Annotated in this window: 12 protein-coding genes; 5 read left to right on the forward strand and 7 right to left on the reverse strand. The window is 64.7% G+C overall.

Going from position 1 to position 14,405, the window contains the following annotated elements; all coding sequences use genetic code 11:
- Positions 1-293 precede the first annotated feature (293 nt).
- On the forward strand, positions 294-1,364 hold the full coding sequence (locus tag J3U95_RS25795; protein ID WP_208281425.1) for a suppressor of fused domain protein: 1,071 nt from the start codon (positions 294-296) through the stop codon (positions 1,362-1,364).
- A complete protein-coding gene (locus J3U95_RS25800; protein WP_208281426.1) occupies positions 1,354-1,809 on the forward strand; it encodes a hypothetical protein in 456 nt (151 codons plus the stop codon). The genes J3U95_RS25795 and J3U95_RS25800 overlap by 11 nt, the downstream gene beginning before the upstream one ends.
- Before the next feature lie 177 nt (positions 1,810-1,986).
- Here J3U95_RS25800 and J3U95_RS25805 read toward each other — a convergent pair whose 3' ends face one another.
- Together J3U95_RS25805 and J3U95_RS25810 are read right to left on the reverse strand one after the other, a co-directional pair.
- Complete coding sequence (locus J3U95_RS25805; protein WP_208281427.1) at positions 1,987-2,928, reverse strand: D-2-hydroxyacid dehydrogenase; 942 nt, start codon at positions 2,926-2,928, stop codon at positions 1,987-1,989.
- Positions 2,929-3,078: 150 nt separating this feature from the next.
- The gene (locus J3U95_RS25810) at positions 3,079-3,372 is read right to left on the reverse strand and encodes a hypothetical protein (RefSeq protein WP_208281428.1); all 294 of its coding nucleotides are present in this window, start codon (positions 3,370-3,372) and stop codon (positions 3,079-3,081) included.
- A 227-nt stretch (positions 3,373-3,599) separates the two neighbouring features.
- Here J3U95_RS25810 and ligD point away from each other — a divergent pair, with 227 nt between their 5' ends.
- On the forward strand, positions 3,600-6,146 hold the full coding sequence (ligD, locus tag J3U95_RS25815; RefSeq protein ID WP_208281429.1) for a DNA ligase D: 2,547 nt from the start codon (positions 3,600-3,602) through the stop codon (positions 6,144-6,146).
- Positions 6,147-6,211: 65 nt separating this feature from the next.
- Here the strand turns inward: ligD and J3U95_RS25820 are convergent, their stop codons facing one another.
- The 4 genes from J3U95_RS25820 to J3U95_RS25835 all read right to left on the reverse strand — a co-directional run bounded on the left by J3U95_RS25820 (position 6,212) and on the right by J3U95_RS25835 (position 10,149).
- Positions 6,212-7,675 carry a catalase gene (locus J3U95_RS25820; protein ID WP_208281430.1) on the reverse strand — a complete coding sequence of 488 codons (1,464 nt, stop codon included), beginning with the start codon at positions 7,673-7,675 and terminating at the stop codon, positions 6,212-6,214.
- Positions 7,676-7,828: 153 nt separating this feature from the next.
- Positions 7,829-8,062 (reverse strand): hypothetical protein, encoded by a 234-nt coding sequence (locus J3U95_RS25825; protein ID WP_208281431.1) that lies wholly within the window; start codon positions 8,060-8,062, stop codon positions 7,829-7,831.
- 2 nt (positions 8,063-8,064) lie between these two features.
- The gene (gene ku, locus J3U95_RS25830) at positions 8,065-9,147 is read right to left on the reverse strand and encodes a non-homologous end joining protein Ku (RefSeq protein WP_208281432.1); all 1,083 of its coding nucleotides are present in this window, start codon (positions 9,145-9,147) and stop codon (positions 8,065-8,067) included.
- Positions 9,148-9,180: 33 nt separating this feature from the next.
- Entirely contained in the window at positions 9,181-10,149 is a 969-nt protein-coding gene (locus J3U95_RS25835) for an SDR family oxidoreductase (RefSeq protein ID WP_208281433.1), read from the reverse strand.
- A gap of 155 nt (positions 10,150-10,304) precedes the next feature.
- Between J3U95_RS25835 and J3U95_RS25840 the strand changes: the two genes are divergently transcribed.
- Both J3U95_RS25840 and J3U95_RS25845 read left to right on the forward strand, forming a co-directional pair.
- Complete coding sequence (locus J3U95_RS25840; protein ID WP_208281434.1) at positions 10,305-11,783, forward strand: GGDEF domain-containing protein; 1,479 nt, start codon at positions 10,305-10,307, stop codon at positions 11,781-11,783.
- Between the two features lie 98 nt (positions 11,784-11,881).
- Complete coding sequence (locus tag J3U95_RS25845; RefSeq protein ID WP_208281435.1) at positions 11,882-13,555, forward strand: SulP family inorganic anion transporter; 1,674 nt, start codon at positions 11,882-11,884, stop codon at positions 13,553-13,555.
- Between the two features lie 30 nt (positions 13,556-13,585).
- Here the strand turns inward: J3U95_RS25845 and J3U95_RS25850 are convergent, their stop codons facing one another.
- Positions 13,586-14,215, reverse strand: coding sequence for a 1-acyl-sn-glycerol-3-phosphate acyltransferase (locus J3U95_RS25850; protein WP_208281436.1), 630 nt, complete (start codon positions 14,213-14,215; stop codon positions 13,586-13,588).
- Between the last annotated feature and the right edge of the window lie 190 nt (positions 14,216-14,405).

Consider the following 14,405-nt stretch of genomic DNA (forward strand, 5'->3'; position numbering starts at 1 on the left):
TCGGCTTGCTTGAGGATGGCGATGATCTGGCTGTCGGTAAAACGGGACGTCTTCATGTAGAGCTTTCTGTTCTTAAGTAGAAAATTCTACTTCTAAACGCGCTCTTTCTGTGGGGGGATTACCAGCTAATGTATGAATGTCTGCTTCGGGTCGACATCTGCCGGCCGAGACATTCCGTAACTATCCAACCCCGCAACCTGTTGAGCTGACCCGAACAGCCGATTTGGGTCGCTTGCAGACGCCAGGCAAGTCCACCATCGACTAAGACATGAATATCTCTCCTGGAGAAGCATTTGAACCTCGAAAATGACAATAAAGAAGACACGGATGATGAAGTTGTCACCCGCGGCTGGGATGCCATCGATGCCAGCTTTGCTCCACTATACGGCGACCAGAAGCCCGAACACTTCGGTACCCTGATCAGCCATCGCTTGGGCGGACCGGATCCGCTGGAGGGCATCAGCGTCTTCCGCCGCGACCTGCCTGTCCCGCACTGGCATTACGTGACGTATGGCTTCACCGAGCTGTATGAGAAGGAATCGGACGACTCGGAAACCAGTGGCTACGGTTTCGAACTGACGTTCAGGCTCAAGACGAAGGGAGAGGAAACAACGGCTCCGAGATGGGTGCTAGCCTTGCTGCAGAACCTTGCTCGTTATGTCTTCAAGACGGGTAATGTCTTTAACCCTGGCGACTGGATGACCGCGAACGGGCCAATCGCGTTGGACACCCAAACAACCTTGTGCTCGATCGGCTTCGTTGCCGACCCCGAGCTGCCGCTGGTCGAATCGCCGAACGGGCGGTTTGCATTCATCCAGGTGGTCGGCCTGACAATCGAGGAAGAACGCGCCGCGAAACAATGGAAAACGGCGCAGCTGCTGGAAGTGCTGTTGCCCTACATGCCTTTATGGATCACGGACCTGCATCGGTCCTCGCTGCTCGATATCGAGGACGTAGCGGCGCAAGTCAAAGCCGCCACGGAGCGTGATGGTTCATCGAGTGGCTTCCTGTTTACCGACGTGCTGGCGGTGCAGCAGCGCAGCCGGCTGTTGCGCTCCCCAATGGCCGAGATAACGCTGGGCGCCCGCCAGGTCGAAGAGCTGGGCGTGCTGCTCGCTTTGCGACTCCCTTTCGACCGACCCTTCCTGCTCGCCGGCCCGGACTGGCGCCTACGCTTCGAGCCGGGTCCGGACTGCGCTTGGCAGATCGACGAAAACTCGATGACGGTGACGATGGACGCGAATGGAGCACGCGAATTCGCTCAAGCCGTGCGGCCACAGGAAGGGCAGTATCGTCTGACCGGTTTGCAGTCGCTGATCTGGAGCGTTCAGCCAAGCCTGATATTCGATTCGAATGGCACGTGATCGAGAAGATGGGCTGATCAATCGAGGCAGCGAGCTTAGCCGCTTGTATGTTGCGATCTTCCAAACGTCAGTAATCGGCCAGAAGCGGATGCTCCGGCCTTCGAAGTATCAATCAGTGGAGTTAAACGTGCCTTCTTCCTTTTTGCTCGTACTGCTCTTCTTGTTTTGCGCTGTCATCAGCCCATTGGTCGCGGCCGGTGTGGTGTGGTCACTGTATACGAAACGATGGCGCCAACTCGGAGAGCGGGCGGGCAAAATGGGAGTCGTCTTGGCTACGATGTCTATCGCCACGTATTTCAGTCTTAACGCGTTGCTGGAAGAAGGCACTGCCGTCAAACCAATATCCGTTGCAATTGCTGGCGGCGCCGGTTTCACCGCCGGGGTTGTGGGAATCTGCGCATGGATATGGGTAAGGAACCGCGAGAGCTTGGCGACAGCCGATTAAGGTCAGCTTTGGGTCGATAGCGGGCATCCCCGACGATGTTTTGCACTACTGTAATAGCCGTATTGATGTACGGATTGATGCCAAGGCCGAACACCTATTCGCCACGGCTATCTTTCGCTGCCTGAACATCTGTGGAAGGGACGCCGAGAAGTTTTGTTCAGCATGCTTGGGCTGCGTTCAGACCACGTTGCGCGGCGCACTCGCGCGCCACGCCTCGATATTATCAACCAGCATGTCGGCCAGCGTCTGCATCGCGCCCGCGCTGGCCCAGGCCACGTGCGGGGTCAGGATGAAGTTCGGCAGGCGCAGGCCGAGCAGGGGATTGCCGGACGATGGCGGTTCCTTGCTCAGGACATCGAAGCCGGCGCCGATGCGGCCTTCCATCAGCACCTCGGCCAGCGCCGCCTCGTCGACCAAGCCGCCGCGCGCGGTGTTGATCAGGAGCGCGCCCGGTTTCATCAGGCCCAGCTCGCGCCGGCCGATCAGGCCGCGGGTCTGTTCGGTGAGCGGCAGGTGCAGGCTGACGATGCTTGACGTCGCCAGCAGTTCGTCCAGCGCCAGTTCGGTCACGTCCGGATCCCGGATCGGCGAACGCGAGGTGGCGGCCACCTGCATGCCGAAGGCGCGCGCGATGTCGGCAACCCGCTTGCCGAGCGCGCCGTAGCCGACGATGCCCAGGCGGCTGCCGGCCAGGTCGCCGATCGGGTGGTCGAGCAGGCAGAAGCGGCTGGAGGTTTCCCATTTGCCCGCCTCGACGTCGAGGGCGTAGGCGCGCAGGTTGCGGCGCAGCGCCAGCATCAGGGCGAAGCAGTGTTCCGGCACCGAGACCAGCGAGTAGTCGCGAATGTTCGAGACCACGATGCCGCGTTCGCGGCAGGCGGCCAGGTCCACGTTGTCCGTGCCGGTGGCCGCGATGGCGACCAGCTTCAGGTCGGGCAGTTGCGCGATCGCCCCCGCAGACAGCGGCACCTTGTTGGTGATCGCGACGGTGGCGCCGGCCAGGCGTTCCACGACCTCGTCCGGGCTGGTGCCCGCGTGATCCTGCCATGTATGCGCGAAGCCGGGCACGCGCACATTGGCTTGCAGGCTGTCGCGGTCGAGGAAGACGATACGGTCCATGATGTCCTTTACGCTGCGGGCAAAAAGCTTATTGTAGAGCAGACATGGCAAAAGACAGGAAGGCCTGTCTTTTGCATGGGGGGGGCGTGGGAACGCCGCGATATGGTGGGGCTCGAGCCGGCTTCTGGTGAGGGCCCTGAGCCAGGGGGATTACTGCGAACGGGCGACGCCGTCGGCCTTCGCTTCGACCTGGTCGGCCTTGGCTTCAGCTTTCTTCTCGGCTGCTTTCGCTTCCGCCTTGGCCACGTCGGCCTTTGCTTCGGCGTTGGCCTTCTCTACCTTTTCATCGGCCTTGGCGACTTCTTTCGCGTGCTTGGCGTCGGCCTTGGCTGCATCTTTATTGGCCTGCGCTTCGGCGTGGGTGGCGGTGGTGGCGGCAGGCGTCTGGGCGAACACGGAAGTAGCGAACAGACCAGCGATCAGGGTAGCGGCGATTTTGCTCATGGTGTCATTCCTTTAAAGTGGTTTGAAACTCGGTTGCTCTCGTGTGGGGCTCCGTAGAGTTGTTTTCCCCGTGTTACTGAGCTGATAACGGGGGGCGTCACGGTCCAGTTGACGAAAATTACATCCGCTTACATTTATCGCACTGGCCCCGGTCAGCGTTCGCTGCCGTACAGTGCCCGGCGCGAGGCAGGAATAGGCTGTGATCAATAGGTTCCAGGAGCACCGCGATGCCCGACGCACTCAAAGTCTATAAAGCCAAGCGCAACTTCACGATCACGTCCGAACCGGCCGAAGGGGGTACACCCGGACTCGATGCCTTGACCTTCGTCATCCAGAAGCACTGGGCCAGCCGCCTGCATTACGATTTCCGGCTCGAGCTGGATGGCACGATGAAAAGTTGGGCGGTGCCGAAAGGGCCCAGTTACGACACCCACGACAAGCGCATGGCGGTGCACGTCGAGGATCACCCGATCTCGTATTCCGATTTCGAAGGAACCATTCCAGCCAAGCAATATGGCGCGGGGAAAGTGATCATCTGGGACAAGGGCACCTGGGAACCGCTGGAAGACCCGCACAAGGGTTTTGCCAAGGGCAGCATCAAGTTCGAGATGCACGGGCACAAGATGCGCGGCCGCTGGACCCTGGTGCGCATGAAGGGCCGCGGCAACGAGAAGCAGGAACCGTGGCTCCTGATCAAGGAGAAGGACGAGTACGCGCGCTCGTCAGAGGAGTTCTCGCTGGTCGACGAGATGCCGGACAGCGTCAAGGATCTGCCGATGCCCGAGCGCGTGCAGCGCAAGATCGAGACGCTGCGCGAAGACGGGCAAGAAGCGCCGGCCCCGAAAAAACGGGCGCCGAAGAAGAAGGCGGCCGCGCCGGCAACCGCCAAGGTTACCTTGCCCGAGAAATTTTCTCCCGAGCTGGCGACGCTGGTGGACGCGCCGCCGCCCGACCCCGAGAACTGGGTGTTCGAGGTCAAGTTCGACGGTTACCGCATGCTGGCGCGCATCGAGGACGGCGCGGTACGCCTGATCACGCGCAATGCCAACGACTGGACCGACAAGCTGCTGCCGCTCAAGGCCGAGCTGGAGCGCATGAAGCTGCCCGATGGCTGGTACGACGGCGAGATCGTGGTCCACGACGAGCACGGCAAACCCGATTTCGGCAAGCTGCAGCTGGCCTTCGACGGCAAGCATGCCGAGCGCATCGAATTCTTCCTGTTCGACGTGCCGTACTTCGACGGCCACGATCTGCGCGAGCTGCCGCTGGTCGACCGGCGCGGCTTGCTCGAAAAACTGCTCAAGAAAAAGAAATCGGACAAGGTGCGCTTTTCCGCCGAATTCGGCGACAAGCCGGACGAACTCGTGATCGCGGCCTGCAAGATCGGCCTGGAAGGCGTGATCGGCAAGCGCCGCGATGCGCGCTATGTCTCGCGGCGCTCGCCCGACTGGATCAAGCTCAAGTGCGGGCTACGCCAGGAATTCGTGATCGGCGGCTTCACCGATCCCAAGGGTTCGCGCACCGGCATCGGTTCGCTGCTGCTCGGGACGTATGATGACGAGGGCGTGCTGCGCTACGCGGGCAATGTCGGCTCGGGCTTCAACCATTCCTCGCTGGCCTCGATCGCCAAGCGGCTGGAGAAGCTGCGCAGCGACGAGAGTCCCTTCCCGCCGCGCGCCGTCCCCGGCCGCAAGCACCATTGGGTCAAGCCGGTGCTGGTGGCCGAAGTCAGCTTCTCGGAATGGACCAGCGCCGGCGCCGTGCGCCATCCGGTATTCCAGGGCCTGCGCGAAGACAAGCCGGCCAAGGGCATCACACGCGAGAAGGCACAGCACATGACCGAAGCGACTCCAAAGGACGATGAGGATCCCGTTGCGGCATCTGGCAAGCTGCCGGCAACGATGAAGATCACGAATGGCGACCGTGTTATCGACAAGGAAAGCGGCGCGACCAAGCTCGACCTGATCCGCTACTACGCGCTGGTCGGCGAACTGATGATGGAACACCTGAAGGGCCGTCCGGTGTCGCTGGTGCGCGCGCCCGAGGGCGTGGGCGGCGAGCTGTTCTTCCAGAAGCATGCCGACGTGCGCAAGATGCCTGGCCTGCGCCAGCTGGACCAGGCGCTCGACCCCGATCATCCGCCGATGCTCGAAGTGGCGAAGGTGGAAGGCATCCTGTCGTCGGCGCAGTGGAACGTGGTCGAGATCCACACCCAGAATGCGTTCAAGGGCAGTTACCAGAAGCCGAACCGCATGGTGTTCGACCTCGACCCGGGCCAGGGCGTCGAATGGCCGGCGATGCAGGAGGCGGCCCAGCTGATGCACGCCTTCCTCGACGAACTTGGCTTGCCTGCTTTTCTCAAGACCAGCGGCGGCAAGGGCCTGCACGTGGTGGTGCCGATCAAGGGCGGCCACGACTGGGATACCGTCAAGGCGTTCTCGCAGGCGATCGTGCGGCATATGGCCGACACCTTGCCCGACCGCTTCGCCTTCAAGAGCGGGCCGAAGAACCGGGTCGGCAAGATCTTCATCGACTACCTGCGCAACGGGCAGGGCGCGACCACCGTCGCCGCCTGGTCGGCGCGGGTGCGCCCGGGACTCGGGATCTCGGTGCCGCTGCGCTGGGAAGAGCTGCCCGGCCTGAAATCGAGCACGCAGTGGACCGTGGCCAACGTGCACACGCGGCTGGACGAGGGTAATGCGCCGTGGGAGGGTTATGCCACGGCGGCCAAGACGCTCACGAAGGCGATGAAGACGCTCGGATTCGAGCCCTGAATAAAAAACCGCCACGCCGGAACTGGAGGTCCGGGTGGCGGCAAGGAGGGAGAACCGGTTGCGGCTTAGTCGACGTTCCTGCCCAGTGCCTTGAGCGAGGCGCGCACGCCGCTGCCATAAGCCGGATCGGCCAGGTCGAAGTGGCGCAGCTGGCGCTGCAGGATGTCCTCGTCCACCTGGCTCAGCGGACCGGCCAGGTTGTCGCACAGGTTCTGGCGCGCCTGGGCGTCCATCAGGCGGAACAGGTTGCCGGCCTGCGTGTAATCGTCTTCCTGGCCGCGGAAGTCGAAGCGGCCGGCATCGCCGTCGAGGGCGAGTTCACGCTCGCCGTGGCCCATGCCGGTGGCGCCGGCGCCCACGCTGTTCAAGGTGTGGTAGTTGCGCGCCGAACCGCCGTTGGCGATCGCCATCGATCCGTCACGCTGGTGGTTGTGGACCGGGCAGCGCGGTGCGTTCACCGGCAGGTGCTGGTGGTTGGTGCCGACGCGGTACAGCTGGGCGTCGTGGTAGCCGAACAGGCGGCCCTGCAGCATCTTGTCGGGCGAGTAGCCCAGGCCCGGCACCACGTTGGCCGGCGAGAAGGCGGCCTGCTCGACTTCGGCGTGGTAGTTCTGCGGGTTGCGGTTCAGTTCCAGCACGCCGACCGGCTGCACGGGGAAGTCGCCGTGCGGCCAGACCTTGGTCAGGTCGAACGGATTCCAGCCGGTGCGCGCGCTCCAGGCTTCCAGTTCCTGGATGGTCGCGACCTGCACCTGCACGTCCCACTGCGGGAAGTCGTTGGCGGCGATCGCGTTGAACAGGTCGCGCTGGGCGTGGTCCGGGTCGCTGCCGGCGATGCGGGTTGCTTCCGCCGCGCTCAGGTTCTTGATGCCCTGGCGGGTCTTGAAGTGCCATTTCACGTAGACGCGCTCGCCCTGTTCGTCGATCAGGCTATAGGTGTGGCTGCCGAAACCGTCCATGTGGCGGTAGCCGTCCGGGGTGCCGCGGTCCGAGAACAGGATCGTCACCTGGTGCAGGCTTTCCGGCGCATTGCTCCAGAAGTCGAACATCATATTGGCCGACTTGAGGTTGGTCTGCGGATCGCGCTTCTGGGTGTGGATGAAGTCCGGGAAGTTGATCGGGTCCTTGATGAAGAACACCGGCGTGTTGTTGCCGACCAGGTCCCAGTTGCCTTCTTCGGTGTAGAAGCGCAGGGCGAAGCCGCGCGGATCGCGTTCGGTATCGGCGCTGCCTTTCTCGCCGCCGACGGTCGAAAAGCGCAGGAACACCGGGGTCTGCTTGCCGACGTGGGAGAACAGGTTCGCCTTGGTCAGCCTGGTGATGTCGTGGGTGACGGTGAAGCTGCCGTAGGCGCCCGAACCCTTGGCGTGGACGACGCGCTCCGGGATGCGCTCGCGGTTGAAATGCTGCAGCTTTTCGATTAGATGGAAATCCTGCAGCAGCAGCGGGCCACGCGGGCCGGCGCTCAGCGAATTCTGGTTGTCGGCGAGCGGGATGCCGGAGGCGGTGGTCAGGCAGGGTTGGCTCATTCGTGATCTCCTCATTGCGTTGAATTTCAATGAGATAGATTCTAATGAGCAATCCCAATTAGGGAAAGATAATTGCTTTAATTATTATGATAGGTTTTTGCAATACTTCGAAAGGAAGAGGTGGCAGAAGGCGGCGGCGCCGCCCTCCGGCATTCAATGCCCATTCTTGAAGATGCCCCGGATATTCATCGCCATCAGCGCCAACTGAAGGGTGATCAGGGCCCAGGCTTCGTCGTGCCAGCCCCAGACGATCCACATCAGGTTACTGAGGATGAACATCCAGAATCCGAAGACCCGGCGTTCGGCGCGCTTGGAGCCGATCAGGAAGGCGGCGTAGAGGCTGACCACCATGGCCGGCCATTGGAGGAGGTCGATCAGTTCCCCCATCCTCACGCCGCCTTCTTGCGTGCCGGCGCCTTCGCCGGGGCTTTTGCGGCTGCCTTTTTGGCCACGGCTTTCTTTGCGGCCGGCTTGGCTGCGCTCTTGCTCGCCGTCGTGCGGGTCGACTTGGCGGCGGTGGCGCCGGAGCGGCTGCCCGCGCCGGCCGTCTTGCGCGCGCGCGGCGCGGGGGCGTCGTCGTCGTCGTCCTCATCGGCCGGCTTCCTCGATTTGCGCGGTGGCGGATCGTCGTCATCGTCGTCATCGTCGTCGTTCAGCGCCGCCAGCGCGGCCTTGGCCGGCTTCTTGCCCAGGCTGGCCTGGAGCAGGGCGACCAGGTCGATGACCTTGCCGCTGGTGCGCTTTTCCTTCTCGGGCTCGGGCTGGGTGATGGTCTTGGTCTGCCTGGCCTTGATCTTCTTCTTGACCAGGGCCAGCACGTCTTCGCGGTAGGTGTCGTGGTACTGCTCCGGCGCCCAGTCCTCGCTCATGCCTTCGACCAGCGCCATCGCCATCTTGAGTTCCTTGACGGTGACGGCGGCGGTCTTCGAATTGGGCGACGGGATCTTGAGTTCGTCCGCGTCGCGCATCTCGTCCGGATAGCGCAAGGTGTTGAGCACGATGGTGTCGCCCACGCACACCAGCGCGGCCAGGTGCTGCTTGACCCGGATGACGACGCGCGCGATGCCGATCTTGCCGGCCTCGCGCAGGGTCTCGCGTAGGAGGGCGTAGACCTTGGCGCCGCCCTTGCCCGGTGCGAGGTAGTAGGGCTGGTCGTAGTAGATGAGCGGCACGTCCTCGGCATTCACGAAGGCCTGGATGTCGATGGTCTGCGTCGCCTCGGGGTTGGCGCGGCGCAGGTCTTCGTCGGACAGCACCACGTATTCGCCGTCTTCATATTCGTAGCCCTTGACGATGTCGTCCCACGCCACCTCCTTGCCGTTGCCCTTGTTGTAGCGCTTGAAGCCCACTGGCGAAAAGTCGCGCCGGTCGAGCATGGTCAGGTCCAGCCCCTTGCTCTCGACCGCGGTGTACATATCGACCGGGATGTGGACCAGCCCGAAACTGATCGCTCCTTTCCACATGCTGCGCATGGATGCTCTCCTCCTCGTTTGCAGAACGGCCTGTCAGCCGACCGAACCGGTGATCGGCAGCACGATGCCGGTGATATAGCCCGAGCACACGGGCGAGGCCAGGAACACATAGGCCGGCGACAGTTCTTCCGGCTGGGCCGGGCGCTTGTAGTCGGTGGCGGCGCCGAATTCCTTCAGCTGCTCGGGCGTCTGGTCGGCCGGGTTTAGCGGAGTCCAGACCGGGCCCGGCGCCACCGCATTGACGCGGATGCCCTGTTCGATCAGGCTCGAGGCCAGCGACATCGTGAAGGCGTGGATCGCGCCCTTGGTGGCCGAGTAGTCGAGCAGCTTCTTGGAACCCTGCAGGCCGGTCACCGATCCCGTGTTGATGATCGCCGCGCCGCGTTTCAGATGGGGCAGGGCGGCGCGCGCCATGTGGAAGTAACCATAGATATTGGTGCGGAAGGTTTCGTCGAGGCGCTCTTCGGTGATGTCGAGCAGCGAGTTCGCATGTTCCTGGAAGGCGGCGTTATTCACCAGCACGTCCAGGCGGCCGAATTCGGCGACGACTTTTTCCACCGCCTCGTTGCAGAAGGCGGCGTCCTTGACGTCGCCCGATATGGTGATGCAACGGCGGCCCTCGGCCTCGATGCAGTGTTTGGTTTCCTCGGCGTCCTCGTGCTCGTTCAGGTACATGACGGCCACGTCGGCGCCTTCGCGCGCGAACAGCACCGCGACCGCGCGGCCGATGCCGGAGTCGCCGCCGGTCACGATGGCGCTCATGCCCTCCAGCTTGCCGCTGCCCTTGTAGCCCTCGGCCATGAATTTCGGCTTGAGTTCCATCCGCGCCTCGATGCCGGGCTTGGCCAGGTGCTGGTCGGGCATCGGCGTTTCCGGCTGCCGCACGCCGGTCTGCACGGCGCCCTTGTCGTCATTCTTGGCCTTCTGCATGCTGCCATCGATCTGGTCCTGGCGGTTCTGGATGGCCTTCTGCTTGTTCGCCACGTCGTCCTGCTGTCCCATCGTGCTTCTCCCATGAATGTGCATTCGATCTGGAGAGTATTGGACGCATGGCCCGGCGCGACGGTGCGGTTCCACACACAGCGCCGCGGTTATGGCACACTCGCGAGGCAAACATGGCGAATCGGTAATGCCTGGAAACGTTTTGGAGGATGAGGATGGGAGAAGAGGGCGCGCACGCGGACGAGGTGGACATCGACTACAGCTGCCTGTTCGTGAACCCGGTGGGCCAGCGCCGCGCCGATTTCCAGAGCGCGTGCGCCGGGGTCTTCTCGCAGTTGCGGGTGGCCTCCGGCGCCGAGCAGGCGCGCAGCCTGCTGGCGCGCGAGCCGGCCGACCTCCTGGTACTGGACCTCGAGCGCTGCGAGCTGGGCATCGACCTGGCTGCCCTGGGCGCCCTGGTGGCCGAACGGGCCGGCAAGCCGACCCTGGTGCTGTGCCCCTTCACCAATGCGCGCTGGCTGCCGGCGCTGATGGCCTTCGGGCCGATCGACTATGCCATCGGCCCGCTGCGCGCGCAGCAGACCCGCGCGCTGCTGGATGCCCGCCTGCGCGCCGGCTTCGCGCCGGCATCCGCGCCGACCTCCGCCGAGGAAGAGCTGCACACGCTGCTGGCGCTGCGCGGCGCCAGCCTGGAGGCCCTGGGTCACGCCGACGACAGCGTGCGCTTTGCCGAGCGCCTGTGCGCGGCCTTGTCCGGCTGGCCGGGCCTGGTGCATGCGGCGCTGTTCCAGCACCGCGACGGCGACCTGCACCTGGAAGCCGAGCAGGGTGTGGCCGGCCTGCACCTGATGGCGCTGCTCCACTATGAGGGGCGCCTGCTGCAGTCTCCGCTGCGCCACGCCTTCCCCGGCCTGCTGGCTGCGGCCACCGGCGAATTCACCCTGCTCGACGCGCCGGAGAAGGCGGGCGAGCCCGAACTGGCGGCCAGCCTGGAGGGCTTCGGCGTGCGCATGGTGGTCGGCCTGCCGATCCCGGACCAGGGACCGGGCGGGCCGCGCGGCTCGCTGTGCCTGATGTTCGACCATGCGCGCGCCTTCTCTCGCGCGCAGCTGCAGGCGCTGGACGACCTGGCCCAGCTGGCGTCCCATGGCCTGCGCATGGCCGAGGTCACGGGCGAGAACGAGGCCTTGCTGGCGCGCGTGACCCACCTGGCCACGACCGACGCCCTGACCGAGGTCGCCAACCGCCGCCACGGCGAGCACCTGCTCGAGCAGGAGATCAAGCGCGCCCGCCGCTACCGCCTGCCGCTGGCGCTGGTTAGCTTCGACATCGACCGCTTCAGCCAGGTCAACGACAGCTTCGGGCATCCGGTGGGCGACATCGTGCTGCGCACGGTGGCCGACACGGTGCGCGCGCTGCTGCGCGCGAGCGACGTGCTGGTGCGCTCGGGCGGCGAGGAATTCCTGGTGATCGCCCCGCATACCAGCGCGATCGACGGCCTCAGGATGGCCGAGAAGCTGCGCGCCGCGATCGAGCAGGTCGAGATCCCGGGCTGCGACCACGTGACCATCAGCCTGGGCGTGGCCCAGTTGGGCGAGAGCGAGAGCGGCGATTCGCTGGCGGTGCGCGCCAATGCCGCGCTGGCGCGCGCCAAGCGGGCCGGGAGAAACTGCGTCGAACTGGCGATGTCCTGAGCTGGCGCCGCCTGTGTTAGCTCATAAACCGAATATGCTTATTCGGTATTTATGCTACGCTAGCGGCCTTTCAAATTGGCAAGTCCTCTAGGGTGACCATGCTTCAATGGCTGCGCGAATACCGGCGCGCCGCGCTGCCGGGCGACATCAGCGCCGGCATCGTGGTGGCGATGATGATGATCCCGCAGGGCATGGCCTATGCGCTGGTGGCCGGGCTGCCGCCGGTGGTCGGGATCTACGCCAGCATCTTCCCGCCGCTGCTGTACGCGCTGTTCGGCACCAGCAGCACCCAGTCGGTGGGGCCGATGGCCATCGTGTCGCTGATGACGGCGTCCACGCTGGCGCCGCTGGCGACACCCGGCACCGGCCTGTATGGCGTGCTGGCGGCCCAGCTGGCGCTGATGTCGGGCCTGGTCCTGCTGGCCTGCGGCCTGCTGCGCATCGGCTTTCTCGCTAATTTCTTTTCGCGCCCGGTGATGAGCGGCTTCACCATCGGCTCGGCGATCGTCATCGCCTGGGGCCAGTTGCGCACCCTGGTCGGCGGGCCGATCGCGCTGGACGCCACACCGCACTGGCCCAGCATCGCGCTGGGCACGAGCTCGCTGGCCTTGCTGGTGATGGCGCGCGAATGGCTGGCGCCGCTGCTGCGCCGGCTGCGCGTCAAGCCGGTCGTGGCCGACATCGGGGCCAAGCTGGCGCCGATGTTCGTCGTGCTGGGCGCCACCGCGCTGGTGCCGTTACTTGCCCTGGACCGCCTGGGCGTGGCCACCACCGGCGCGGTGCCGGCCGGCTTGCCGGGCCTGAACCTGGCCACCTCGAGCGGCCACTGGCAGGCCTTGCTGCAGCCAGCGCTCTTGATCGGATTCATGGTGTTCTTGATCAGCATGTCCGGCGCGCAGGCGCTGGCGCTCAAGCGCGGCGGCGAGAAACTGGCCAGCAACCGCGAGCTGGTCGGCCTGGGCGCGGCCAATGTCGGCAGCGCCCTGAGCGGCGGCTTTCCGGTCACCGGCAGCATCTCGCGCTCGGCGGTCAATTTCGCGGCCGGCGCCAACACCCAGCTGGCCAGCATGATCACGGCCGGCTTGCTGGCCCTGGCGCTGGTGGCGCCCACCGGCTGGCTGGCCCTGCTGCCGCTGCCGACGCTGGCCGCGACCATCATCGTGGCGGTGCTGGGCATGCTCGACTGGTCGACCCTGCGCACCGCCTGGCGCTACGACCGCGCCGACGCGCTGGCGCTGCTGGCCACGGCCGGCGGCGTGCTGGTGCTGGGAGTGGAGGCGGGCGTGCTAGTGGGTGTCGCGCTGTCGATGGGCTCGCTCATCTGGCGCGCCAGCCGGCCGCACATCGCGGTGCTGGGCCGTATCCATGGCACCGAACACTTCCGCAACGTCGACCGCTATTCGGCCGAGACCACGCCTGGCCTGCTGATGCTGCGGGTCGACGCCGGCCTGTTCTTCGGGAACGTCGACGCGGTGAACGAGCGCATCGACGAGGAACTGGTGCAGCATGCCTCTACGGCCCACCTGGTGCTGGTGCTGTCGGCGGTGAATGCGATCGACACCTCGGCCCTGTTCGGGCTGGGGGAATTGAACGCGTCGCTGGGCCAGCGCGGCGTGACCCTGCACCTGGCCGAAGTAAAGGGGCCGGTGATGGACCGGTTGCGGGACAGCGATCTGCTGGGCCAGCTCAGCGGGCAGGTGTTCCTGAGCGCGGCGAATGCCTGGGACAGGCTGGCAGGGTCGAGTGCGGCGGGACGTCCGGCGCCGGCCTGACTGGGCCGGTGCCGAACAGGGGCAGGCGTGTCAGGCGCGCTTGCGCTGGGCCTGGTTTTCGTCCTTCGTGGCGAGGACGATCGGGGCCGCATTCTCCGGGTAGAGGGCGGTGACGTCATGGTAGACCGCGCGGATCGCTTCCATGTCGCGCTCGATGTCGCCCGATAGTTCGAGCGTCTCGGTCACGCGCAATTCCTTCTTCTTGTAGTCGAAGCTGACCAGCAGCAGCGGCACGTTGGCGGTGCGCGCCAGGTGATAAAAGCCGCTTTTCCAGTGCGGACGGTAGCCGCGCGTGCCTTCCGGCGTGATGCCGACCCAGCACCAGTCTTCCTTCAGCATCTGCTGGGCCAACTGGCGCGTGGCGCCCATCGGCGCGCGGCGATCGACCGCGATGCCGCCCCAGTAGCGCATCAGGCGACCCATGACGCCGCGGAACAGCGAGTCCTTGGCCAGCCAGCGAAACGGCGTGTCGAGCGCCCACTTGGCGACCAGCCCGATCGGGAAGTCCCAGTTCGAGGTGTGCGGATAGACCACCGCGATGCCATGTGGACCGGGCAGGGGCTTGAAATACAGCTTCCAGCCGAACAGCTGCAGCACGCGCAGCGCGGTGCGCTGGCGCATGGTGGGCAGTGCCTCGGGACGCTGCAGGTAATCGCTCATCGGGTCTCCGGTTGGGCGTAATAACATGTTGCTATGGGAACTCTCATTACGCTCTAGAAAATCAAGCGTGGGATTCTAGCCGGAGCGGGGAGGGGGGACAAGCAAAAATGCTGGTGCAGGGTATGCACTGTGGTTATCATGCCGCTGTTCGAATGACAAGCCAATGACGATCTGACACCACGCGTAATGA

The sequence above is a fragment of the Massilia oculi genome (assembly GCF_017582745.1).
In the GTDB taxonomy this organism is placed as follows: Bacteria; Pseudomonadota; Gammaproteobacteria; order Burkholderiales; family Burkholderiaceae_D; genus Telluria; species Telluria oculi_A.

Coding starts and splice junctions, on each gene's coding strand:
- J3U95_RS25800 (WP_208281426.1), top strand. CDS start 1,354: ATGGCACGTGATCGAGAAGATGGGCTGATCAATCGAGGCAGCGAGCTT.
- J3U95_RS25805 (WP_208281427.1), bottom strand. CDS start 2,928: ATGGACCGTATCGTCTTCCTCGACCGCGACAGCCTGCAAGCCAATGTG.
- J3U95_RS25810 (WP_208281428.1), bottom strand. CDS start 3,372: ATGAGCAAAATCGCCGCTACCCTGATCGCTGGTCTGTTCGCTACTTCC.
- ligD (WP_208281429.1), top strand. CDS start 3,600: ATGCCCGACGCACTCAAAGTCTATAAAGCCAAGCGCAACTTCACGATC.
- J3U95_RS25820 (WP_208281430.1), bottom strand. CDS start 7,675: ATGAGCCAACCCTGCCTGACCACCGCCTCCGGCATCCCGCTCGCCGAC.
- J3U95_RS25825 (WP_208281431.1), bottom strand. CDS start 8,062: ATGGGGGAACTGATCGACCTCCTCCAATGGCCGGCCATGGTGGTCAGC.
- ku (WP_208281432.1), bottom strand. CDS start 9,147: ATGCGCAGCATGTGGAAAGGAGCGATCAGTTTCGGGCTGGTCCACATC.
- J3U95_RS25835 (WP_208281433.1), bottom strand. CDS start 10,149: ATGGGACAGCAGGACGACGTGGCGAACAAGCAGAAGGCCATCCAGAAC.
- J3U95_RS25840 (WP_208281434.1), top strand. CDS start 10,305: ATGGGAGAAGAGGGCGCGCACGCGGACGAGGTGGACATCGACTACAGC.
- J3U95_RS25845 (WP_208281435.1), top strand. CDS start 11,882: ATGCTTCAATGGCTGCGCGAATACCGGCGCGCCGCGCTGCCGGGCGAC.
- J3U95_RS25850 (WP_208281436.1), bottom strand. CDS start 14,215: ATGAGCGATTACCTGCAGCGTCCCGAGGCACTGCCCACCATGCGCCAG.